The sequence below is a fragment of the Mycolicibacterium sp. TUM20985 genome, assembly GCF_030295745.1.
Lineage (GTDB): Bacteria > Actinomycetota > Actinomycetes > Mycobacteriales > Mycobacteriaceae > Mycobacterium.
In genome coordinates this window covers 4,836,542-4,859,809 of sequence record NZ_AP027291.1, presented here as the reverse complement: position 1 = coordinate 4,859,809, position 23,268 = coordinate 4,836,542, and the positions used below count along the sequence as shown (strand labels likewise).

The 23,268-nt window shown below is 67.6% G+C and carries 16 protein-coding genes; 10 read left to right on the top strand and 6 right to left on the bottom strand.

Annotated elements, in window-relative coordinates; translation table 11 throughout:
- Window positions 1-42: 42 nt before the first annotated feature.
- Genes QUE68_RS23795 through QUE68_RS23785 form a run of 3 tightly spaced genes read left to right on the top strand, consistent with a single transcriptional unit; the run spans window position 43 to window position 5,713 of the window.
- Entirely contained in the window at window positions 43-4,170 is a 4,128-nt protein-coding gene (locus QUE68_RS23795) for a glycoside hydrolase family 38 N-terminal domain-containing protein (RefSeq protein ID WP_284228743.1), read from the top strand.
- Window positions 4,167-4,778 (top strand): DUF7158 domain-containing protein, encoded by a 612-nt coding sequence (locus QUE68_RS23790; protein ID WP_284228742.1) that lies wholly within the window; start codon window positions 4,167-4,169, stop codon window positions 4,776-4,778. Before QUE68_RS23795 ends, QUE68_RS23790 begins: the two co-directional genes overlap by 4 nt.
- Window positions 4,778-5,713, top strand: a complete 936-nt coding sequence (locus QUE68_RS23785; protein WP_284228741.1) for an ROK family protein — start codon at window positions 4,778-4,780, stop codon at window positions 5,711-5,713. The genes QUE68_RS23790 and QUE68_RS23785 overlap by 1 nt, the downstream gene beginning before the upstream one ends.
- A 20-nt stretch (window positions 5,714-5,733) precedes the next feature.
- Here QUE68_RS23785 and QUE68_RS23780 read toward each other — a convergent pair whose 3' ends face one another.
- Genes QUE68_RS23780 through QUE68_RS23760 form a run of 5 tightly spaced genes read right to left on the bottom strand, consistent with a single transcriptional unit; the run spans window position 5,734 to window position 11,269 of the window.
- Entirely contained in the window at window positions 5,734-6,978 is a 1,245-nt protein-coding gene (locus QUE68_RS23780; RefSeq protein ID WP_284228740.1) for a DUF4032 domain-containing protein, read from the bottom strand.
- 16 nt (window positions 6,979-6,994) lie between these two features.
- Window positions 6,995-8,197: an ABC transporter ATP-binding protein gene (locus QUE68_RS23775; RefSeq protein WP_284228738.1), complete on the bottom strand. Its 1,203-nt coding sequence runs from the start codon at window positions 8,195-8,197 to the stop codon at window positions 6,995-6,997.
- Window positions 8,198-8,199: 2 nt separating this feature from the next.
- Window positions 8,200-9,033 carry a carbohydrate ABC transporter permease gene (locus QUE68_RS23770; protein ID WP_284228737.1) on the bottom strand — a complete coding sequence of 278 codons (834 nt, stop codon included), beginning with the start codon at window positions 9,031-9,033 and terminating at the stop codon, window positions 8,200-8,202.
- Entirely contained in the window at window positions 9,030-9,962 is a 933-nt protein-coding gene (locus tag QUE68_RS23765; RefSeq protein WP_284228736.1) for a carbohydrate ABC transporter permease, read from the bottom strand. Before QUE68_RS23765 ends, QUE68_RS23770 begins: the two co-directional genes overlap by 4 nt.
- Window positions 9,959-11,269, bottom strand: coding sequence for an extracellular solute-binding protein (locus QUE68_RS23760; RefSeq protein WP_284228735.1), 1,311 nt, complete (start codon window positions 11,267-11,269; stop codon window positions 9,959-9,961). The genes QUE68_RS23765 and QUE68_RS23760 overlap by 4 nt, the downstream gene beginning before the upstream one ends.
- Before the next feature lie 297 nt (window positions 11,270-11,566).
- Here QUE68_RS23760 and QUE68_RS23755 point away from each other — a divergent pair, with 297 nt between their 5' ends.
- Window positions 11,567-13,210, top strand: coding sequence for a glycoside hydrolase family 13 protein (locus QUE68_RS23755; protein ID WP_284228734.1), 1,644 nt, complete (start codon window positions 11,567-11,569; stop codon window positions 13,208-13,210).
- Here the strand turns inward: QUE68_RS23755 and QUE68_RS23750 are convergent.
- Window positions 13,207-13,617, bottom strand: a complete 411-nt coding sequence (locus tag QUE68_RS23750; protein WP_284228733.1) for a hypothetical protein — start codon at window positions 13,615-13,617, stop codon at window positions 13,207-13,209. The genes QUE68_RS23755 and QUE68_RS23750 overlap by 4 nt on opposite strands.
- A 469-nt stretch (window positions 13,618-14,086) precedes the next feature.
- Between QUE68_RS23750 and rplJ the strand changes: the two genes are divergently transcribed.
- From rplJ to rpoB, 6 genes are all read left to right on the top strand, one after another.
- Window positions 14,087-14,701 carry a 50S ribosomal protein L10 gene (gene rplJ, locus QUE68_RS23745; RefSeq protein ID WP_284228732.1) on the top strand — a complete coding sequence of 205 codons (615 nt, stop codon included), beginning with the start codon at window positions 14,087-14,089 and terminating at the stop codon, window positions 14,699-14,701.
- A gap of 46 nt (window positions 14,702-14,747) precedes the next feature.
- Window positions 14,748-15,134, top strand: coding sequence for a 50S ribosomal protein L7/L12 (rplL, locus tag QUE68_RS23740; protein ID WP_284228731.1), 387 nt, complete (start codon window positions 14,748-14,750; stop codon window positions 15,132-15,134).
- Window positions 15,135-15,340: 206 nt separating this feature from the next.
- Window positions 15,341-16,438: an ABC transporter ATP-binding protein gene (locus QUE68_RS23735; protein ID WP_284228730.1), complete on the top strand. Its 1,098-nt coding sequence runs from the start codon at window positions 15,341-15,343 to the stop codon at window positions 16,436-16,438.
- Window positions 16,435-17,184 (top strand): methyltransferase domain-containing protein, encoded by a 750-nt coding sequence (locus QUE68_RS23730; protein WP_284228729.1) that lies wholly within the window; start codon window positions 16,435-16,437, stop codon window positions 17,182-17,184. The genes QUE68_RS23735 and QUE68_RS23730 overlap by 4 nt, the downstream gene beginning before the upstream one ends.
- Before the next feature lie 67 nt (window positions 17,185-17,251).
- Window positions 17,252-19,339 carry an alpha/beta fold hydrolase gene (locus QUE68_RS23725; protein ID WP_284228728.1) on the top strand — a complete coding sequence of 696 codons (2,088 nt, stop codon included), beginning with the start codon at window positions 17,252-17,254 and terminating at the stop codon, window positions 19,337-19,339.
- 370 nt (window positions 19,340-19,709) lie between these two features.
- Window positions 19,710-23,228, top strand: coding sequence for a DNA-directed RNA polymerase subunit beta (rpoB, locus tag QUE68_RS23720; RefSeq protein WP_284228727.1), 3,519 nt, complete (start codon window positions 19,710-19,712; stop codon window positions 23,226-23,228).
- The last annotated feature ends 40 nt before the right edge of the window (window positions 23,229-23,268 follow it).

The following is a 23,268-nucleotide window of genomic DNA, read 5'->3' as shown; positions in this document are numbered from 1 at the left end:
GTCTGCTCACGGGGAGGTGGGGTCCGCACGTAGGGTGGCGGGATGCACGTCACCTCGGCGGAGTCGACGGAGCTCTTCACCGGACCCGCCGACCAACCGCTCCAAGTGGTTCGGGTGTCCTACCGCTTCTGCTCCCACCCCACGCCGGTACGCATCGAGGGGCCGGGACTGCACACGGTCGGCGAGGTCATCGCGACCCCCCGCGGCCGCGTCGTCGAAGTCCCGGTGCGCGTATCCGAGCCCGTCGTCGGCGAGCGACGGCGCGCCGAGTTGGTCGTCGGTCGAAGCACCTCCGAGTTCGACTTCGTCGTCGCCGAACCCGGGTGGACGATGCACATGGTCAGCCACTTCCATTACGACCCCGTGTGGTGGAACACCCAGGCGGCGTACACCAGCGTCTGGACCGAGGACCCGCCGGGCGCGTGCAGGCAGACCAACGGGTTCGAGCTCGTCAACGCCCACCTCGAAATGGCAAGACGGGAAGCGGAATACAAGTTCGTCCTGGCCGAGGTCGACTATCTGAAACCGTACTGGGACACCAACCCCGAGGACCGCGAGGATCTGCGTCGGCTGATCGCGCAAGGCCGCGTGGAGGTGATGGGCGGTACCTACAACGAGCCCAACACCAACCTCACCAGTCCCGAGACGGCGATTCGGAACTTCGTGCACGGCATCGGCTTTCAGCGCGACGTGATGGGCGCCGACCCGGCCACGGCCTGGCAGCTCGACGTCTTCGGCCACGACCCGCAGTTCCCCGGCATGGCCGCCGATGCGGGGCTGACGTCGAGTTCGTGGGCCCGCGGTCCCCATCATCAGTGGGGCCCGATGGCCGGTGACGGCGACCCCGAACGCATGCAGTTCGCCAGCGAGTTCGAGTGGATGGCACCGTCGGGGCGGGGTCTGCTGACGCACTACATGCCCGCCCACTACGCCGCCGGCTGGTGGATGGACTCGTCGGCCTCGCTCGAGGACGCCGAACGTGCGACCTACGAGCTGTTCGCGAAGATGAAGAAGGTCGCACTGACCCGCAACGTGCTGCTGCCCGTCGGGACCGACTACACGCCACCGAACAAGTGGGTCACCGAGATCCACCGCGACTGGAACGCGCGCTACACCTGGCCGCGATTCGTGTGCGCGCTGCCGAGCGAGTTCTTCACCGCGGTGCGGGCCGAGCTCGACGAGCGTGGTGCGGCACCGTCACCCCAGACCCGCGACATGAATCCCATCTACACCGGCAAGGACGTGTCCTACATCGACACGAAGCAGGCCAACCGCGCGGCGGAGAACGCCGTGCTGGAGGCCGAGCGCTTCGCCGTGTTCGCCGGCGTGCTCACCGGCGCGACATACCCCGAGGCCGCGCTGGCCAAGGCGTGGGTGCAGCTGGCCTACGGCGCACACCACGACGCCATCACCGGGTCGGAGTCCGATCAGGTGTACCTCGACCTGCTGACCGGTTGGCGCGACGCGTGGGAACTCGGACGCGAGGCCCGTGACACCGCGCTGCGCCTGCTGTCCTCGGCGGTAGACGGCTCGGCGGTGGTGTGGAACCCGCTGGCGCACAACCGGACCGACATCGTGACGATGAGGTTCGAGGTGCCGTTCGACGGGGCAGTCGTCGACTCGGACGGTGAAGCGGTACCCGTGCTCAGCGAGGACGACGGGCATTCGATCAGCTGGCTGGCGCGGGACGTCCCGTCACTGGGCTGGCGGTCCTACCGGTTCGTCGGCGGCGAGGCGGCCTCGCGGTGGGAGCCGATGCCGGGTGACGGGATAGCCAACGAGCACCATCGCCTGCGCGTCGACCGGGCCCGCGGCGGCGGAGTGTCCTCGCTGATCGCCGACGGTCGCGAGCTGATCGCGGACGGCCGCGTGGGCAACGAACTCGCCGTCTACGACGAGTATTCGGCGCATCCGAAGGCGGGGGAGGGGCCGTGGCACCTCCTGCCCAAGGGCCCCGTCACGACGTCGGCCAGTGAGCGGGCCACCTCGATGCAGCGCTACCGCAGCGCGCTCGGTGAACGCATCGTCGTCACCGGTCGCATCCGAAACCTGTTGACCTACAAGCAGACTGTCACGTTGTGGAGTGGGCTCGACCGGGTGGACTGCCGTACCACCATCGACGGCTTCACCGGCGCGGACCGGCTGCTGCGGCTGCGGTGGCCCTGTCCCGTGCCGGGCGCCATGCCCGTCAGCGAGGTGGGCGACGCCGTGATCGGCCGAGGATTCGGGCTGACCCACGACCGCGGATCGACCCGGGCGGTCGACGCGGAGAAGTACCCCTCGACGTTGGACAATCCCGCGTACGGCTGGTTCGGGCTGTCATCGATGGTGCGGGTGCGGTTCACCGGCTCCGGCGGGCAGGCCCGGGCGATCTCGGTCGCCGAGGTGGTGTCACCCGGCGGGGAGACCGACCCGTTGGTCCGCGAGCTGATGGTCGCCCTCGCGCGGGCGGGCGTAACCGCCACCTGCACCACCGCGGAGTCGGCCCGCTACGGCGACCTCAGCGTCGACTCGAATCTGCCCGACGTCCGGATCTCCGTCGGCGGCCCCGAGGTCAATGCCTTCAGCGCAGCCGTTCTGGGGGAGGTCACCGAACCCGCTGAGCGCACGTGGATTCCGGCGGCCCGCTCGCTCAAGGAGGTGTGGGTCCCCGGGGCGGACCTGCGCGCCGTCGACGCCCTCCCGGTGTTGGTCGTCGACGTGGCCGCCGTGGCCGCGCTGATCGAGGATCTCGCCGGCGCCGAGATCCACGTCGACCAGGCGGCACCAGACGATCTCGAGGACTTCGAGGATCGCACCGTCGCCGTGGTCAATCGCGGCGTGCCGAGCTTCGCCGTCGACGGTGATGGCACCCTGCACACGTCGCTCATGCGGTCGTGCACGGGCTGGCCGTCCGGCACCTGGATCGACCCGCCGCGACGCACCGCGCCTGACGGCTCGAACTTCCAGCTGCAGCACTGGACGCACACCTTCGACTACGCGCTCGCTTGCGGCAACGGAGACTGGCGCGACGCGGACATCCCCTCGCGCAGCGCCGAATTCAACCATCCGCTCCTGGTGGTCGCCGCCGAGCACGACCCCTCGACTGGCGGCCTGCCCCCGTGGGGCGCCCTCCTGGAGATCGAACCCGCTCGCGTGGTGGCCCTCGGCGCGCTGAAGGCCCTGGGCAACCCGACCGCGGGCGGCAGTGGTCGACGCGTGGACGCGAACGACGGGATCGCGCTGCGACTGGTCGAAACCCGGGGCGGCGCAGCCGACGTCGTGATCCGATCGGGTCTGCGCACCGTCTCCGATCCCCAGCGGCTCGACCTGATCGAGCAGCCGCTCGCCGACCAACGGGGCGGCCTGACCCTGCACGGCTACGAGATTGCCACGTTCGGCCTGCAGCTCAACCTGCCGCGGGTCCTCGAGGCCACCGACACGACACTCGCCCCGGATGCCGAACCGGCGCAACCGCTCTACGCCAGATACTGGCTGCACAATCGCGGACCCGCGCCCCTGGGCGGTCTGCCTGCGGTCGCGCACCTGCACCCGCATCAACTGGCCGTCGACCCCGACGCCCCCGTGCAGCTTGCGCTGACCGCCGTCAGCGACGTCACAGACGTACCGCTGCACGGCAAGGTGCGGCTCGTCTGCCCGCCGGGGTGGACGGTGGAGACGGACGATCTGTCGTTCATGCTGCCGCCGGGGGACTTCCTCGAGTCGATCGTCGACGTGACGATGCCGCCCGATACCGCGGCGGGTCTCTACCCGTTGCGCGCCGAGCTCGGCGTGACCGGCAGCGCACTGCCCGCGTCCTGGCGCCAGGTCGTCGAGGACGTCTGCATCATCGGAGTCGGCGCCACCGACGACCGGGTGCTCCGGCTGATCACCGACCCGGAGCCGGTCGAGCTGGCGGCCGGTGAGACCGCGACGATAGGCATCACCGTCGCCACCGACGCGTACGCCGCCCTGACCGTCGAGGCGCATCTCATCAGCCCGTGGGGGACGTGGGAGTGGATGGGTCCCAACATCATCGGCGCCGAACTGCCGGCCCGCGGCACGGTCGACCTGGTGTTCGACGTCACCCCACCCGCGTGGCTGCCACCCGGCGAGTGGTGGGCGCTGATCCGGGCGGCCTGCGCCGGGGACCTCGTCTACTCACCGGCGGTGAAGGTGGTCGTGCGATGAGCCGCGTGGTGGCGACGGTCGGTGGCGCGGAGGTGCTCGCCAGCGAGGTCGACGCGAACGAGGACCGGCTGCGGGCCAGCCGGCTGGCCAGTGCCCTGCCGCAACCGGGTACCAGCGAGGGACGTCAGCTGCGGCGCTGGCTCACCCAGGTGCTGGTCACGACGCGGGTGGTGGCCGCCGAGTCCGTGGCCGCGAGTGTGGTGGCCGACGGTGCTCCGACCGAGGACGCGCTGCTGCCCGACGCCGCGGCCCGGCTCGAGATCGGCAGCGTGGCGGCATCGGCCCTCGAGGACGCACTCGCCAGGGCCCTGTTCGTCCACGTCACGTCGGCCGTCCGGGTCAGCGACGACGAGATCGCGGAGTACCACCGCCGCAACCCCTTTCGCTTCGGCGGACGCGCACCCGGTAGCGGCGGCTGGCGCGGCCGTCGCCTCGAGGCCGCCCTCGAGGACGTTCGGGACGACATCACCGACCACCTGCTGGCCGCGGCCCGGCGGCGGGAGTTCCGCCGGTGGCTCGACGCGCGCCGCGCGGAGCTGGTGCACCTGGCGCCGGGGTACGAACATCCGGGTGACCCGCGGCAACCCGACAACACCCACAAGCACTGATGAGCACCCTGGCGTTGGACATCGGTGGCACCAAGATCGCCGTCGGACTCGTCGACCCCGACGGGAACCTGCTCCACCATGCGCAGCTGCCGACACCCCGCGAGGACGCCGAGGCCATCTGGGCGGTCGTCGAACGGTTGCTCGCCGAGGCGATGGCGGCCGCCGGGGGTGCGGTGACGGGTGTGGGGATTTCATCCGCCGGACCCATCGACCTGCCGAGCGGCACGATCAGCCCCATCAACATCACGGCGTGGCAACGCTTTCCGATCGTCGACCGGGTCGCTGCGGCAACCGGCCTGCCCGTACGGCTCGGCGGGGACGGCCTGTGCATGGCGATGGGTGAACGGTGGCGGGGCGCGGGCCGCGATGCGCAGTTCATGCTTGGCATGGTGGTGTCCACCGGCATCGGTGGCGGGTTGGTCCTCGACGGCGCACCGTATGACGGGCGGACCGGTAACGCCGGGCACGTCGGCCACGTCGTCGTCGAGCTCGACGGTGCGCTGTGCACCTGCGGCGGGCACGGCTGCGTCGAGACCGTCGCGTCGGGCCCGCACTTGGCCCGCTGGGCGCGCGAGAACGGTTGGGCCGCACCGCCAGGAGCCGATGCCAAGGAACTCGCCGACGCGGCCAACGCGGGTGACGTCACTGCGCTTCGCGCCTTCTATCGTGCTGGGTACGCGCTCGCGAGGATGATTGCGTCGGTGGCGGCGGTGTGCGATCTGGACCTGGTGGTCATCGGCGGGGGCGTCGCTAAGTCCGGTGCGCTGCTGTTCGACCCGCTGCGCGAGGCGCTCGCACACTATGCGGGGCTCGACTTCATCAGGGACCTGCGCGTGGTGCCCGCCGAACTCGGTGGCAACGCCGGTCTGGTGGGCGCGGCGGCGCTCTTCAACAACGCGATTTCGGCGCGCAAACGTTCGCTCAGCGACGGTTAGCGCGCCGAAATCGCGCGAGGTTAGTCGTCGCCGTCGGGCGTCTCCACCACCAGCAACTGCGCCGCGGAGTCCGGGGGTAAGACGTTGCCCGCCAACGCGATCAGCGCCCGCTCGGTGCCCACGTCGTGACCGGCCTGCTCCGACAACAGCCAGCGCACCTCTAGGAGATCGCAGTACGCCTGGATCGCGGTGCCGGTGTGCCCGACCGCCGCATGGGCCCGGTGCATCGTCGGTCTGACGAGCTCCATCACCCACAGTTGCGCGGCGGTGCGCTCGTCGACGTCGTGCCCGGCGTCGCGGCACAGCTGCACCTGGTATGCGTGCAGATCGCCCAACAGATGCGTGGCCTGTCCCTCGCCGACGTCCAGACCGGCGAGCTCGCGCAACCGGGTGGCGTGGAAGCGACGGTCACCGACCGCGACGTGCAACCGGAGCTGGTCCGCGCCGGCATCGGTCGGCTGCAGCGACACCTCGTCGACCGCGAAGCCCAGCTCGTTGAGCTTGCGGATTCGGCCCTCGACCCGGTAGCGATCCGCATAGCCGAACACCGGCTCCGCGTGCAGCAGTTCCCACAGCCCCTCGTAGCGGGCCCGCAGGCTGAGCGCCTCACCAATCAGCTGATCGCGCAACGACGTTCCCCCGTCGATGCGGGCCGCGACGTCCATCAGCCCGGCCGCCACGTTCTCCACCGTCACGTCCACGTCGAGCTCCCGCTGACCGCTTGACAGGTGGGGATGAACCTCGCTGGTCTCGGCGTCTACCAGGGAGGCCTGCAACACCTGACCGTCCCGGGTGAACAACGTGTTGGCCAGCGAGCAGTCGCCCCAGAAGACGCCGTGGCGGTGCAGTTCGACCAACAGCGACGCCATGCCGTCGAGCAGCCGGGCGCGCTGCTTGGGCGCATCGGGCGGCAACCGCAGGAACAGTCGCCGGTACTGCCAGGAGCCGACGAGGTACCGCGTCAGGAGGATCGAGGTGTCGAAGTCGGGTTGGCGCACCACCCCTGCCGGCCGAACGGCGTTGAGCCGCATGCCCTCGAGCTGGCGCAGGACGTCGTACTCCCTGGTGGCGATGCGGGGCGGCAGTTCCTTGAGCGCCCACAGCGCACCATCGCACTCGACGAACTTGACTAGGTGCCTGCTGGGCCCAACGGCCATGTCCCGCAACGGCTGTTCGGGCGCCAGCCACTCGGCGAGCGGCCGCTCCCACGGCAGGGACAGCAGTCCGGGAGCGGGCGCGCGCAGCCGCAGCTCCGGTGCGGCCACCTCGGCGGCCGCCCGGCTAGCCCGCGGCGGGGGCGGCGTGCCGCCCGGACGTGTCGCTCACCCGGGTGAGGTTGTCACCGGACGCCGGGTCGAACAGATGGATTCGTTCGGCGTCGAGCCACAGCGTTGCCTGATCCCCCGCACGTACGCGGCTCAGCGGATCCAGCTCGACGCAGATCTGCGTCCGCATGTGCTCGCTGTCGAGCTCGCTGGCGAGTTCGGCCAGCTGCGAACTGATCTCGGCGGTTGCCTCGAACGGAACGAAGGCGTACTGCTCGTTGCCCAGCCATTCCATCACGTCGATCGTGACGTCGAAGGTGACGCCGCGGGACTTTTTGCTCTCGTCCACGAACTCGGCGTCCTCGAAGGCGCCGGGCCGGATACCCGCGATGTAGACCTTGTCGTCCTCGAGCGACTCGCGCCACTCGTCGCGCAGCGGGATCGTGGCGAACGGGAGCTCGACCTCGTTGCCATTGACGTGCGCGGGCACGAAGTTCATCGGCGGTGACCCGATGAAGCCGGCGACGAACAGGTTGACCGGCTGGTCGTAGAGCTCCCGCGGGCTCGCAATCTGTTGCAGCACGCCCTTCTTCAGCACCGCGACCCGATCACCGAGCGTCATGGCTTCGGTCTGGTCGTGGGTGACGTAGACGGTGGTGACCCCGAGGCGGCGCTGCAGCCGCAGGATCTCGGTGCGCATCTGACCGCGCAGCTTGGCATCGAGGTTGCTCAACGGCTCATCGAAGAGGAACGCGTCGGCTTGGCGCACGATCGCGCGGCCCATCGCCACCCGCTGACGCTGCCCGCCGGAGAGGTTGGCCGGCTTGCGATCGAGGTGTTCACCCAGCTCGAGCGTGTCGGCGGCGTCGGTGACGAGTTTGCGGATCTCCTCATCGGAGTACTTGCCGGACAGCCGAAGTGGAAAGGCGATGTTCTCGAAGACCGTCAGGTGTGGGTAGAGGGCATAGTTCTGGAACACCATCGCCAGGTTGCGGTCGCGAGGGGCCTTGTCGTTGACCCGGGTGTCGCCGATGATCATGTCGCCGGAGGTGATGTCCTCCAGCCCGACGATCATCCGCAGCAGGGTGGACTTCCCGCAGCCCGACGGGCCGACGAGGATCATGAACTCGCCGTCGGCGACGTCGATGCTGACGTCGTTGACGGCGGGGAAGCCGTCGTCGTACTTCTTGACGATGTTGCGCATGGTGATTGCTGCCATGGTTATCCCTTCACTGCGCCGGAGGTGAGCCCGGCGACGATGCGGCGTTGGAAGACGAGGACGAGGATGACGACCGGGATGGTGACGATCACCGACGCGGCCATGATGTAGGGCACCGGTGACTCGAAGTACGAGGCGCCCTGGAAGAACGCCAACGCCGCAGGCACGGTACGTGCGCTGTCGGTCGACGTCAGCGAGATGGCGAACAGGAAGTCGTTCCAGCAGAAGAAGAACGTCAAGATCGCGGTGGTGAACACCCCTGGCGCCGCCAACGGCACGATCACCTTGCGGAACGCCTGCCATGCGGTAGCGCCGTCGACCTGGGCGGCGTGTTCCATCTCCCACGGGATCTGCCGGAAGAACGCCGACATGGTCCAGATCGACAGCGGCAGGGCGAAGGTCAGGTAGGGGATGATCAACCCGAGCCAGGTGTCGTAGATGCCTAGTCCGCGCCACATGTCGAACAGGGGGCCGACCAGGGCCGCCTGCGGGAACATCGCGATGCCCAACGCCAGCGACAACAACAGCTTCTTGCCCCGGAACTCCAGTCGCGCAATGGCATACGCCGCGAACATCGCAATGACGACCGAGATGAGCGTGGCGATCACCGCGATGCCGATCGAGTTGATCAGGGCGCGGGTGAATAGCGGGTTGCTGAAGATCTGGGCGAAGTTGTCCAGCGTGAACGTGCTCGGCAGGAACTGCGGAGTGCCCGAGACGATGTCCGACGGCGGCTTGAAGGCCAGGCTGATCATCCACAACAGCGGGAAGAAGCTGTAGAGGACGATGACGATGCCGGCGATGGTCCACCGGCGGGTGCTCTTGGCGCTGTTCACTGGTCACCCCTGACTTGTGACAGGTTGGTCTTGAACACCTTGATGAAGATCCACGCGATGGCCACCACGGTGAGGAATAGCAGCACCGAAACCGCCGACCCCATCCCGAGATTCACCAGCGTGACGTTCTGCCGGTAGGCCAGGAAGGAGATGGTCTCGGTGTTGTTGGCACCGGCCGTCATCACGTAGGGGTTGTCGAAGATGCGCCAGGCGTCGAGCGTGCGGAACAGCAGCGCCACCATGATGGCGGCCTTCATGTTCGGCAGCGTGATCTTGCGCAAGCGCTGCCATGCCGTCGCCCCGTCGACCTTGGCCGCCTCCTGCATCTCCTCGGGAACCTGGACAAGACCGGCGAGCAGGAGCAGCGAGATGAACGGCGTCGTCTTCCATATCTCGGACAGGCAGATCACGAAGATCGCCGACCAACGACCGCCGAACCAGTCGAAGTCCACGAGGTTGATCCACTGGTTGACGAACCCCGAGTCGATGGCGAATGCGTAGCGCCAGATGAACGCCGACACCACCGTCACGATCCCGTAGGGAATCAGGATCGCGGTACGCAGCGGACCGCGGCCGCGGATGATGCGCAGCATCACGAACGCGAACCAGAAGCCGAGGACGAGTTCGACTGCGACGGTGGCGATGGTGATCGCCAAGGTGGTCACGAAGTCGTTCCACCACACCGGGTCGGTCAGGATGACGCCGAAGTTGGTCAGCCCGACGAAACTGCGTCCGTCGGGGTCGGTCAACCGGAAGTTGTACAGCGACAACACCAGTGCGTAACCCAGGGGGTAGGCGGTGACGAGCAGCATCACGATGTACGACGGCAGGGTCAGGTAGAGACCGAGCCGACGCTCGCCGCGGACCCGGGCACTGACGGCCGCCTTCTCCGGTTGCTTCTCGACGGGTGGAGTCTGCACCGCGGTCACAGCAGTCGCCTCCCCGCCAGCACGTCAGCCATGAATTGGTCTGTCCTCTCGGGGGTTTCGTTGGTGACCGATGCCGGCGGGTGCCACGTCTGCGTGACCGCGCCCGCGACGTCGGTGTAGAACGGCGTCAGCGGACGGGGACCGCCCTCGGCGATGGATTCCCTGATCAGATCGGCGTTGGCGTACTCCGAACGGATCTCTGGGTCGTCGTAGGACGCGGCGTACGGCGAAGGCTCGCTTTCGTCGAGCATGTACTTGGTGGCCTTCGCCTCGGCGTTGATGCACTCGACGAGGGCGACCGCCTGCTCGGGGTGCTTGGAGTAGGCGCCGACACCGAGGTTGGCTCCACCGAGCGGCGGGGCGCTGGGCCGGTCGGGGGAGACCCTGGGGTAGCGGGCCCAGCCGATGTCGTCGACCACTTCCTGGGCGAGCGTGCCCTCCTCTGCGGCGCTGCGCGCGGCCGCAAGCACGTAGGGCCAGTTCAGCATGAACATGCCCTGCTCGGACTGGAACGTGGCACGGGCCTGTTCCTCCGCGGCGTTGGACAGGTCGGGTGCCGCGGCGGTGGAGCGGGCCAGGTTGCCGACGATCTCGGCGGCCTTGTCGCCGGCGGGGCTGGCCAGCGCCGGCTTGGCGTTGCGGCCGGCTTCGACGTCTTGGAGTACCTCACCGCCACCCGACAGCACCAGCGCGTTGATCCAGACCATGTAGCCCTCATACCGCTGACCCTGAACCGAGATCTTCTTGCCTTGCTGCACAGCGGCTTTCAGCATCTCGTCCCACGTGAAGGTGTCGCTGGTGGGATCGATTCCGGCCGCCGCGGCCAGCGACTTGCGGTACCAGAGCAGCTGCGCGTTGGACTTGTACGGCGCGCCGAAGAGCTTGTCGTCCCACATCCCGGTCTCCACCGGCGCGGGCAGCATCCCGGCCGTGAGGCGCGCGGTCTCCTCGGCGGTGTAAGGGCGCAGGAAGCCGGCGTTGGAGAACTCGGCGGTGAACACCACGTCCAGGCTCACGACGTCGATCGAGGTGTCACCCGCCGCCAGACGTCGGACCATCTGCTCGCGTTGCGCGGTGGCGGTGCTCGGCAGCGATTCGATGCGCACCTGATACGCGCCGCCGGAGCCGTCCGCACACTCCTGCGCGCGCGTCGCCGAGCCGCCGTTGTCGGGCAGGATGTACCACGTCAACGTCGGGGGACCGCCTTCACTGCCGCAGCCGGTCAACAACGTGGCGGCCACCAGTGGCGCGCTGGCCAGCGCGATTGCCCGACTCCGTCGCGACCGGGCGAACTGAATTCGTTTCATGCGTCCCTCGTCTGTGCGATCCGTGAGCTCCCGGGAGCCGTCAGCACCCATTCGACCTGCCCCCGAGTGTGGCACACCTCACATGCGGTTTCGTCCAGTGGCTCGACTCGAATCTCGACGCCCCCTTCGCGCCCGCTGATCATCGGCCCCTCGGAAGCCGTTGCGGAGCTCCGGTTTCCGCCAGTGACGCGGCACACCGTATTGGCGCTGCGTGGAACGGGTAGATGCGTTTGACAGCACTGCGCCCGCATGGGAAGTCTGTGTCCCCAAACGTGATGAACCGATCCGAGGAGAGCCGTGGCGCCCGTCGATTCCTGGTGGCAGACCGCCGTCGTCTACCAGGTCTACATCCGCAGCTTCGCCGACGGCAACGGTGACGGCGTCGGCGACGTGGCCGGCCTGCGCGACCGGCTGCCGTACCTGGCCCGCCTTGGCGTCGACGCCATCTGGATCAATCCCTGGTACCCGTCGCCGATGGCCGACGCCGGATACGACGTCTCGGACTACCGGGACATCGAACCGGTCTACGGCACGCTGCCCGAGGCCGACCGGCTGATCGCCGAAGCGCACGAGGCGGGCCTCCACGTGATCCTCGACATCGTGCCCAATCACAGCTCCGACCATCACGCCTGGTTCATCGCGGCGCTGGCGGACGAGCCGGGCGCACGCGACCGCTACAACTTCCGTTCCGGCCGTGGGACGGACGGCGCGCAGCCGCCGAACGACTGGCAGAGCGTCTTCGGCGGGCCTGCCTGGACCAGGGTCGCCGACGGTCAGTGGTACCTGCATCTGTTCGCTCCCGGCCAGCCGGACTTCAATTGGGACAACCCCGACGTCCGTGCCGAATTCGAGGACGTGCTGGCGTTCTGGTTCGACAAGGGCGTCGACGGCTTCCGCATCGACGTCGCGCACGGGTTGGTGAAGGCCGAGGGATTGCCGGACGGCGGCACCGGAGACGACGCCGCGCCGACGCTGGTCCAGCAGACCGCCGCGCACCCCGCGTGGGACCAGGACGGCGTGCACGAGATCTACCGCGGATGGCGCGCAGTCGCGAATCGTTATGCACCAGAACGCATCTTCATCGCCGAGGCGTGGGTGCCCAGCAATGATCGACTGGCCCGATACCTGCGTCCCGACGAGTTGCACACCGCGTTCCAGTTCGACTTCCTTCGGGCACCGTGGCGGGCGGACGTGCTGCACCAGGTCGTCGACGACGCCATCACCGTCGCCGCGACCGTTGGAGCTCCGCCGACGTGGGTGTTGTCGAACCACGATGTCACCAGGACCGTCACCCGCTACTCCCGCTCGCAGCCCGACCATCTCGTCGAGACCGACTGGGAGCGGGCGCGGTGGGACGAGGAGTCCGCCGACTACCAGGTGGGCCGCCGCCGGGCCAGGGCGGCGGCGCTCATTCAATTGGCGCTCCCCGGAACGGCGTACGTCTACCAGGGCGAGGAGCTCGGCCTCGAGGAGGTCGAGGATCTTCCGGACGAGGTGCGTCAGGACCCGATCTGGGTGCAGTCCGGTTACACCGACGTAGGCCGCGACGGCTGCCGGGTTCCGCTCCCGTGGTCGAATGTCGTGGCGCCGTACGGGTTCTCACCCGATGCCGCTGTGGACACGTGGCTGCCGCAGCCGCCGCACTGGTCCTCGCATACCGCCGAGGCGCAGGATGGTGACCCGGACTCGACGCTCAACCTCTACCGGGCGGCGCTCGCGGAGCGCCCGACGCGGTGGGTGGACGCCGGCGACGTGGAGTGGATCGCGACCGCGCCGGAGGTGGTCGCGTTCCGACGTGGAGACTCACAGTGCTGGGTCAACACGGGCGAGGCGCCCGCGGCCCTACCTTCCGGGGCGCGGGTGATCCTGGCGTCGGAGTCGGGTACCGAGACGCACCTTCCCGCTGATGCCGCGGCGTGGCTGGTGACGTCGCCGAACTAGCCGGCGACCCACTGCCTGTTCTCGGGGAAGTGGTGAAGGGTGGCCGTCACGACGTTCTGCGTCCGGTTCCGCGGGATGTCGAGCGCGGGGGTGGGCTCCGGCGTGGGCAGAGGAATCGGCTCGAGCGCGACGGTCGGAGTCGCGGGTTGCGGCATCGCGCGTTCGATGCCGAGGACGTCACCGATCTCGGCCCACCCGATCCCGGCGTCGTGTGCGGCCAGGGCCGCCACCTGCACGGCATGCGAGGCCGACTGCAGGTTCTTGCACTCGCGCTTCCACTTGGCGTGCTGGCGAGCGTGATCGAGCGTGGCCTGGGCTTCGATGAGCTTCTGCAGCTCCGGACAGTGCTGAGATGTACGACGAACCACTGCGTCCGCGTCGCGACGACGCCCCCTGGAACTGCTCATGTGTTTGCCGATCCCCCAATCAGTTTCCTCATAGTGGCAGGCGCCAACCCCAACCGCAACGGCGAACTTATTACGATCACCTGCGACGGAAGCCGAGAAGTTGACGCTCGGGGGGACGCCGGCATGCCCGTCTGCGGATCAGCTGTGAGTTGCTGAGCTCACGGCGGCCCCGGCATACTCCCAGGGACGCGTCGATGTCATCCTCGCCTCAGACGTCGCCAGGGGCGCGTGACGGCGTCTGTTTTGGCTGATCGGCGGCGCGCACGCTATTCTTGGGACGTTCCACCGAAGACCGTCGGTCACCGAGTAATCGGTTGAAGGTCCCGGACATCCCGGGCGGCCCACGCAGGAGGACGAGGCACTACCGCTGGCATGCGCCAGTGGATCTTCACGCCCCGGCCGCTCTGCGCCGGGGCGTTCGTCGTATCTGGGGTCGACCGACGGACCCATTCCTAGATAGGAGGCATGCATGGCCAAAGCTGAAAAGGCCACCGCCGTTGCCGACATCGCCGAGCAGTTCAAGGAGTCGACCGCCACGGTCGTCACCGAGTATCGCGGGCTCACCGTGGCCAACCTTGCGGATCTGCGCAAGTCCCTCGGAGGCTCCGCGACCTACTCGGTCGCCAAGAACACCCTGGTGAAGCGTGCCGCGTCCGAGGCAGGTGTGACGGGTCTCGACGAACTGTTCACCGGTCCGACCGCCATCGCGTTCATCAAGGGTGAGCCCGTCGATGCCGCCAAGGCAATCAAGACGTTCGCCAAGGACAACAAGGCCCTCATCATCAAGGGCGGCTACATGGACGGCAAGGCGCTGTCCGTGGACGAGGTCAACCGCATCGCGGACCTCGAGTCGCGCGAGGTGCTGCTGGCCAAGCTGGCCGGTGCGATGAAGGCCAAGACCAGCCAGGCTGCGGCGCTGTTCGCCGCCCCGGCAGCGCAGGTCGCCCGCCTCGTCTTCGCACTGCAGGAGAAGCGGGAGGCCGCCGAAGGCGCTCCCGCCGCTCCGGCAGCCGACGCCGCAGATGCAGAACCAGAAGTAGAAGCACCGACGGACGCCGTGGCCGAGGCCCCGGCCGACGCCTGATCACCACCACCAAAGACCCAAGCAAGAAGTAAGGAAGGACCACATCATGGCCAAGCTGAGCACTGAAGACCTGCTCGACGCGTTCAAGGAACTGACCCTGTTGGAGCTCTCGGAGTTCGTCAAGGCGTTCGAGGAGACCTTCGACGTCACCGCGGCAGCCCCGGTCGCCGCGGCCGCCGCTCCGGGTGCCGCTGCTCCCGCCGAGGCCGCCGAGGAGCAGTCGGAATTCGACGTCATCCTCGAAGGTGCCGGCGAGAAGAAGATCGGCGTCATCAAGGTCGTCCGTGAGATCGTCTCGGGCCTGGGCCTCAAGGAGGCCAAGGATCTCGTCGACAGCGCCCCCAAGCCGCTGCTCGAGAAGGTCAACAAGGACGCCGCCGAGGATGCCAAGGCCAAGCTCGAGGCCGCCGGCGCCAAGGTCACCGTCAAGTAAGAGTTCGCACGCGAAGAGCCCCCGGGATCTCCCGGGGGCTCTTTCGTATCTGGACCGAGCGCCCAAGGGCGAGTCGAGCAAACAGGTTTATTGCGCACGCACATGCCCCAAAGAGAAGAGGGCCCATATCTAGTGCGCTACAGTGACTCAAGCCACAGGCGGGTCTGCTTGTTTGGCGTGCAAAAGCACTGGCGGAAGGATCGCGCGTGGGCATTGGCATTCAGGTTGAGGGACTGACGAAGTCCTTCGGGCCCCAGCGAATTTGGGAAGACGTCACATTCGACATCCCACACGGTGAGGTGAGCGTGCTGCTGGGCCCGTCGGGTACCGGTAAGTCGGTGTTCCTGAAATCGCTGATCGGTCTCCTGCGTCCCGAGCGCGGCAAGATCATCGTCGACGGCACCAACATCATCGAGTGCTCGGCCAAGGAGCTCTACGAGATCCGCACCCTGTTCGGCGTGATGTTCCAGGACGGCGCGCTCTTCGGGTCGATGAGCCTGTACGACAACACGGCGTTCCCGCTTCGTGAGCACACGAAGAAGAAGGAATCCGAGATCCGTCAGATCGTGATGGAGAAGCTCGATTTGGTCGGCCTGACCGGTGACGAGACCAAGTTCCCCGGCGAGATCTCCGGCGGTATGCGCAAGCGCGCCGGGCTGGCCCGCTCGCTGGTGCTGGACCCGCAGATCATCCTCTGCGACGAGCCCGACTCCGGTCTTGACCCCGTCCGTACGGCGTACCTCTCGCAGCTGCTGATCGACATCAACGCCCAGATCGACTGCACCATCCTCATCGTCACGCACAACATCAACATCGCCCGCACGGTGCCCGACAACATGGGCATGCTGTTCCGCAAGCACCTGGTGATGTTCGGTCCGCGCGAGGTGCTCCTGACCTCTGACGAGCCGGTGGTCAAGCAGTTCCTCAATGGTCGCCGCATCGGCCCCATCGGCATGTCCGAGGAAAAGGACGAGTCGACGATGGCCGAGGAGCAGGCGTTGATCGACGCCGGCCACCACGACGGTGGCACCGAGGAGATCGAAGGTGTTCCGCCGCAGGTCAACGCGACCCCCGGGATGCCGGAACGCAAGGCCGTGGAGCGTCGCCAGGCCAGGGTCCGCGAGATCATGCACACCCTGCCGCCGGCCGCGCAGGACGCCATCCGCAAGGACCTCGACGGCCACAACCAGCACAAGACGTCCAGCATGGCCAACACCAACGGCAATGACGACGCCACCGCACGGCATCGCAATGCTGCCGAAGAAGAAGCCCCGACGGCGTCCATCCCGCTCGTCAAGGAGTGACGCTGCCCGGTCCAGCCGACCGGCGAACGCGCGCTCTGCTCAACCGTCCTGCCACGGTCGTGGACGGGTACTTCGACGTCATGGGTGACGCCCGCGTCCCGCAGACCACCGGTCAGCGAGTCATGGGTTCGACCGTGCTACCGAAGATCTACGAACGGGTCTGGCGCCCCGTGCTGTTCTGGGGTTTCACGGCGCGCAACACGGCCCAGGAGGACCAACGCAGGCTGCGGTTGCTCGACGTTGGTCCAGGGGACACCGTGCTCGACGTCGCCTGCGGTCCGGGGAACACCACCCGCACGCTCGTCGAACAAGTCGGGCCGGACGGCCTCACGGTCGGGGTGGACAGTTCGCCGACCATGCTGGCGCAGGCCGTGCGCGAGACCACGCCCGGCAGCCCCGTTGGATACGTCCGCGGGGACGCCGTCGACCTACCGTTCGCCGACGCCACGTTCGACGCGATCAGTTGTTACGGGGCGCTGTATCTCATGGCCGATCCGTTCGGATCGCTGCGCGAGATGGTCCGCGTGTTGAAGCCCGGCGGCCGGATCGCCGTCCTCACGACGTGCGCCCGCGGGCCCGCGCCGCTACGCCGGGCCGAGTTGGCGGCGTCGCGACTGGCGCCGCTTCGGCTGTTCGACGTCGACGAGATCACCGACGCGATGCGGGCGGCCGGTCTGATCGACGTGACCAGGAACGTATCGGCGGCGTCGCAGACCGTCGCCGGACGCAAGGTCGCCAAGACTTGATGTCGTATTTCTGACGTTGGCGACAGTAATGTGCCGCCTCGTCGGTGCGGCCGGTTACAGTCCGGCGGTGACGTCGAAGAAGATGCTGCGCGCGTTGTGGATCATGGTCGCGGGAGCAGGCATCGCGCTCGGGGCCGGGAGCGGGCTCGCCGCCGCCGAGTCGGACACCCCCGACGCCGGACCGGGGCCGTCGACGACCGAGTCGTCCCAGACTTCGCAGACTGCCACCGACGACGCCCCAGTTGGCACCAAAGACGTTGACAACAACCATGATTCGGGTGCCGGCGCGACGAGCGTCGACAAGCCGACCAGCACCGTGAGCGCCTCCACCGTGACGGTCCGCCGGGACGAGACCGAGACGGCCGAACCCGTCGAGCAGGTCCAGCCGGCCGCGGTGACGTCGACCAAGCACTCGGAGCCGGCGGCGCAGACGGAGGCCGTCGCGACCGAACCGGTGGCCGCCCAAGAGGTCGAGAAGACCGTCGACCCCACGCCCAAGGCATCCACGCCGCCAGCCGAGGCTGCTCCGATCGTCGAGCCGCAGGCCGCGGTCGCGGTAGCGCCCGAGCCCGTCGTCGAGGCCATCCCGTTCGCCGCGGCCAGCAGCCTGGCCCCCACGGCCAACACCTTCACCGCGCCGGGAATCGTGCGCCCCACCCCGGGCCCGATCGCCACCATCTTGATCAGCCTGCTGTCGCCGTTCGGCTTGTTGCCGCCCCTCCCGCCGGTGCCGGCCAACGTGGTGGGTGTGCCGGCTGATCCGGTGCCCGGCACGTCGTTGATCAACGGGGTGACCGGCGTCAAGGTCGGCAGTTCGAGCCTGGCGATCCCGGTCGGCACGTCCACCTATACCGGCGCGGCCGACTGGTACTTCCCGACCCAGGCCGACGGCACGGTGCGGGCGCAGGGTGTGGTGCTGCTGCAGCACGGCTTCCTCGGGTCCAACTTCTGGTACTCGGCCCTCGCGGCGGACCTGGCACAGCGCACCAACAGCGTCGTGGTGGTGCCCAACATCCCGTCCTTCGGCTTCTTCACCTGCGCCGGTTGCACTCTCAGCGCAGTCCCGATGCAGCAGGGCGTGGCCGCATTGTTCATCGATCCGAGTCGGACGTCGTTGACCGCCAGCGCCTTGGCCGCCGGCTACCACGGCGTGCTGCCGGACAAGTTCGTTCTGACCGGGCACTCGGCGGGCGGCGGGCTGGCCACGGCTGCGGGTGGGTTCTACGTCGACGCCGTCTCGGCCGCGACCAACGATCTCCTCGGGGTCGTCATGTATGACGGCGTCTCGTCGAACGGCACCTTCGCGAGCGCGTTGGCCAGCTTGGACGCACTGGAGATCCCGGTGTATCAGATCGCCGCGCCGCCGCAGGCATGGAATGCCAACGGCCAGACCACGACTGACCTGGTGGCGCTGCGGCCGAATCAGTTCGTCGGCGACGTTCTGGTCGACGGCTCGCACGTCGATTCGCTGATCGGCGGATCGGCGATCATCGACTTCGTCAGCCAGCTGGTGATCAAGCGGTCCCCTCCGGGCAACACGGAGGCCGTGTACACGCTGGCCAACGGCTGGATCAACGACATGTATGCCGGCCTCGGGCCGACCGACGGTGTCTACGGGACCTACGGCGATCCGGACGACTACATCGTCTTCGGGCAGGCCGCCGGGGTCGTGCTCGGACCGCCACCGGTCGTCGACGTCGAGAAGTACCTGGGCACCTGGTACGAGGTGGGCAGCGTGCGACAGTTCTTCTCGATCGGGCTGGTGAACACCACCGCCGTGTACACCGACAACGGCGACGGAACGATCGGCGTCGAGAACTCCGGCAACTACTTCTTCAACAACGGGCCGGAGTCCCGCATCTTCGGTACGGCGGTGCCGCTGAACGCCGACAACAACAGGTTGAACGTGACGTTCTTCGGGCCGCCGTCGGCCAGCGAGCCCGGCAACTACTGGATCGTCGATCTGGCCCCCGACTACAGCTGGGCCGTGGTCAGCGATGCGAACGGGCTCACGGGGTTCCTGCTCAGCCGCACTCGTACGGTCCCCGACGCGCTGTACCAAGAGCTGCTGGGCCGGGCGTCGGTGAAGGGCGTCAAGCGCTGGATCTTCCCGACCCGCCAACCCGCCGCGGCGTCCAACCTGGTCACCGTCTAGCGGTTACCGGCCAGTTTTCCTTCCCCAAACCGCGTGTGAAGTCTTGACGGAAACGCGAAAACGGGCCAATCTGTTGGGCAGCATGTGTGCACGGGTAGAGGACGCCAGCCAGCGCCGATCTCGTGAGCGCTCCGCCGCCGCATGCCGTGGTTGAGGAATGCGCCGGTCTGCGCTATTGTTGGACGTTGCGCTGGCTGCATCCTGCCCACCCCTCGCCCGTCCTTGACACCGTGGTCCTAGCCTGAGCTCTGCTCAGTGAACTAGGCGTGTGCCGTGGGGGCCGAGATCAGGCTTGAGAACGCCAGCCGAACCTAATGCAGATAACGCGGCAAAGGGTCCGGTTCCGGCCGGTTCCCGATCGTCGCATCCGGTGCTGGAAGGATGCATCTTGGCAGTCTCTCGCCAGAGCAAGTCAGTAGAAAACCCCAACAATTCCGTTCCTGGAGCACCTAACCGAGTCTCGTTCGCCAAACTGCGCGAACCCCTCGAAGTTCCCGGTCTGCTCGACGTGCAGACAGATTCCTTCGAGTGGCTGATCGGTTCCGACGGCTGGCGCGAGAAGGCTCTCGAACGCGGTGAGCCCAGCCCCGTCGGTGGCCTCGAAGAGGTGCTCACGGAGTTGTCGCCGATCGAGGACTTCGCCGGCACGCTGTCGCTGAGCTTCTCCGATCCGCGCTTCGACGAGGTCAAGGCACCCGTCGACGACTGCAAGGAGAAGGACCAGACCTACGCGGCGCCGCTGTTCGTCACCGCGGAGTTCATCAACAACACCACCGGCGAGATCAAGAGCCAGACCGTCTTCATGGGCGACTTCCCCATGATGACCGAGAAGGGCACCTTCATCATCAACGGCACCGAGCGTGTCGTCGTGTCCCAGCTCGTCCGCTCGCCGGGCGTCTACTTCGACAAGTCCAAGGACAAGGCCACCGAGAACGACCTGACGAGCGTCAAGGTCATCCCCGGTCGCGGCGCCTGGTTGGAGTTCGACGTCGACAAGCGCGCCACCGTCGGCGTGCGCATCGACCGCAAGCGCCGTCAGCCGGTCACCGTGCTGCTGAAGGCCCTCGGCTGGACCAGCGAGAAGATCACCGAGCGCTTCGGCTTCTCCGAGATCATGATGTCCACCCTCGAGAAGGACAGCACCGCCGGTCCCGACGAGGCACTGCTCGACATCTACCGGAAGCTGCGCCCGGGCGAGCCCCCCACCAAGGAGTCCGCGCAGACCCTGCTGGAGAACCTGTTCTTCAAGGAGAAGCGCTACGACCTGGCTCGCGTGGGCCGCTACAAGGTCAACAAGAAGCTCGGCCTGAACGTGGGCCAGCCGATCACGTCCTCGACGCTGAACGAAGAGGACATCGTCGCGACCATCGAGTACCTGGTGCGTTTGCACGAGGGCCAGACGGTCATGACGGCTCCCGGAGGCGTCGAGGTCCCCGTCGAGGTCGACGACATCGACCACTTCGGCAACCGTCGTCTGCGTACCGTCGGCGAGTTGATTCAGAACCAGATCCGCGTCGGCCTCTCGCGTATGGAGCGCGTCGTGCGTGAGCGCATGACCACCCAGGACGTCGAGGCGATCACGCCGCAGACCCTGATCAACATCCGTCCCGTCGTGGCGGCGATCAAGGAGTTCTTCGGCACCAGCCAGCTGTCGCAGTTCATGGACCAGAACAACCCGCTCTCGGGTCTGACCCACAAGCGTCGCCTGTCGGCGCTGGGCCCCGGCGGTCTGTCCCGTGAGCGCGCCGGCCTCGAAGTCCGTGACGTCCACTCCAGCCACTACGGCCGCATGTGCCCGATCGAGACCCCGGAAGGCCCGAATATCGGCCTGATCGGCTCGCTGTCGGTGTACGCGCGGGTCAACCCGTTCGGCTTCATCGAGACGCCGTACCGCAAGGTCGTCGAGGGTGTCGTCACCGACGAGATCCACCACCTCACCGCCGACGAGGAGGACCGCCACGTCGTGGCGCAGGCCAACTCGCCGATCGACGCGAACAGCCGATTCACCGAGGAGAAGATCCTCGTCCGCCGTAAGGGTGGCGAGGTCGAGAACGTCTCCCCGATGGACGTGGACTACATGGACGTCTCGCCGCGCCAGATGGTGTCGGTGGCCACGGCCATGATCCCGTTCCTCGAGCACGACGACGCCAACCGTGCCCTCATGGGTGCCAACATGCAGCGCCAGGCGGTTCCGCTGGTGCGTAGCGAGGCCCCCCTGGTCGGTACCGGCATGGAACTCCGTGCCGCGATCGACGCCGGTGACGTCGTCATCGCGAGCAAGGCAGGCGTCATCGAAGAGGTGTCCGCCGACTACATCACCGTGATGGCCGACGACGGCACCCGGCACACCTACCGGATGCGCAAGTTCGCCCGCTCCAACCACGGCACGTGCGCCAACCAGCGTCCGATCGTGGACAGCGGCCAGCGGGTGGAGGCCGGTCAGGTCATCGCCGACGGTCCGTGCACCGAGAACGGTGAGATGGCGCTGGGCAAGAACCTGCTCGTCGCGATCATGCCGTGGGAGGGTCACAACTACGAGGACGCGATCATCCTGTCCCAGCGTCTGGTCGAAGAGGACGTGCTCACCTCGATTCACATCGAAGAGCACGAAATCGACGCCCGCGACACCAAGCTGGGCGCCGAGGAGATCACCCGGGACATCCCGAACGTCTCCGACGAGGTGCTGGCCGATCTCGACGAGCGTGGCATCGTCCGCATCGGCGCCGAGGTCCGCGACGGCGACATCCTGGTCGGCAAGGTCACGCCGAAGGGCGAGACCGAGCTGACCCCGGAGGAGCGCCTGCTGCGTGCCATCTTCGGTGAGAAGGCCCGCGAGGTCCGCGACACGTCGCTCAAGGTGCCGCACGGCGAGTCCGGCAAGGTCATCGGCGTTCGGATGTTCTCCCGCGAGGAGGACGACGAGCTGCCCGCCGGCGTCAACGAGTTGGTCCGCGTCTACGTGGCCCAGAAGCGCAAGATCTCCGACGGTGACAAGCTCGCCGGACGCCACGGCAACAAGGGCGTCATCGGCAAGATCCTGCCGATCGAGGACATGCCGTTCATGCCGGACGGCACGCCGGTGGACATCATCCTGAACACGCACGGTGTGCCGCGACGGATGAACATCGGCCAGATCCTCGAGACGCACCTGGGCTGGGTGGCCAAGGCCGGCTGGAACATCCAGGTCGCCGACGGCACCGACGCACTGCCGGATTGGGCGGAGAACCTGCCCGACGAGCTGCTGTCGTCGGAGCCCAACAGCATCGTCTCCACGCCCGTCTTCGACGGCGCGCGCGAGAACGAGCTGCAGGGTCTGCTCGGTGTGACGCTGCCCAACCGCGACGGTGACGTGATGGTCAACGCCGACGGCAAGTCGCAGTTGTTCGACGGACGCAGTGGCGAACCGTTCCCGTACCCGGTGACGGTCGGCTACATGTACATCCTGAAGCTGCACCACTTGGTGGACGACAAGATTCACGCCCGTTCCACCGGCCCGTACTCGATGATCACCCAGCAGCCGCTCGGTGGTAAGGCGCAGTTCGGTGGCCAGCGGTTCGGCGAGATGGAGTGCTGGGCCATGCAGGCCTACGGCGCGGCGTACACGCTGCAGGAGCTCTTGACCATCAAGTCCGACGACACCGTCGGCCGGGTCAAGGTCTACGAGGCGATCGTCAAGGGCGAGAACATCCCCGAGCCCGGTATCCCGGAGTCGTTCAAGGTGTTGCTCAAGGAGCTGCAGTCGCTCTGCCTGAACGTCGAGGTGCTGTCCTCTGAGGGCCACGCCATCGAGATGCGCGACAGCGACGACGAGGACTTGGAACGCGCTGCGGCCAACCTCGGAATCAACCTGTCTCGCAACGAGTCTCCTTCGGTCGAGGATCTCGCCTAACTGTTTTGGGGACCCCCGCGGTCCGCGCTTTTGATTGATA

Coding starts and splice junctions, on each gene's coding strand:
- QUE68_RS23795 (WP_284228743.1), top strand. CDS start 43: ATGCACGTCACCTCGGCGGAGTCGACGGAGCTCTTCACCGGACCCGCC.
- QUE68_RS23790 (WP_284228742.1), top strand. CDS start 4,167: ATGAGCCGCGTGGTGGCGACGGTCGGTGGCGCGGAGGTGCTCGCCAGC.
- QUE68_RS23785 (WP_284228741.1), top strand. CDS start 4,778: ATGAGCACCCTGGCGTTGGACATCGGTGGCACCAAGATCGCCGTCGGA.
- QUE68_RS23775 (WP_284228738.1), bottom strand. CDS start 8,197: ATGGCAGCAATCACCATGCGCAACATCGTCAAGAAGTACGACGACGGC.
- QUE68_RS23760 (WP_284228735.1), bottom strand. CDS start 11,269: ATGAAACGAATTCAGTTCGCCCGGTCGCGACGGAGTCGGGCAATCGCG.
- QUE68_RS23750 (WP_284228733.1), bottom strand. CDS start 13,617: ATGAGCAGTTCCAGGGGGCGTCGTCGCGACGCGGACGCAGTGGTTCGT.
- rplJ (WP_284228732.1), top strand. CDS start 14,087: ATGGCCAAAGCTGAAAAGGCCACCGCCGTTGCCGACATCGCCGAGCAG.
- rplL (WP_284228731.1), top strand. CDS start 14,748: ATGGCCAAGCTGAGCACTGAAGACCTGCTCGACGCGTTCAAGGAACTG.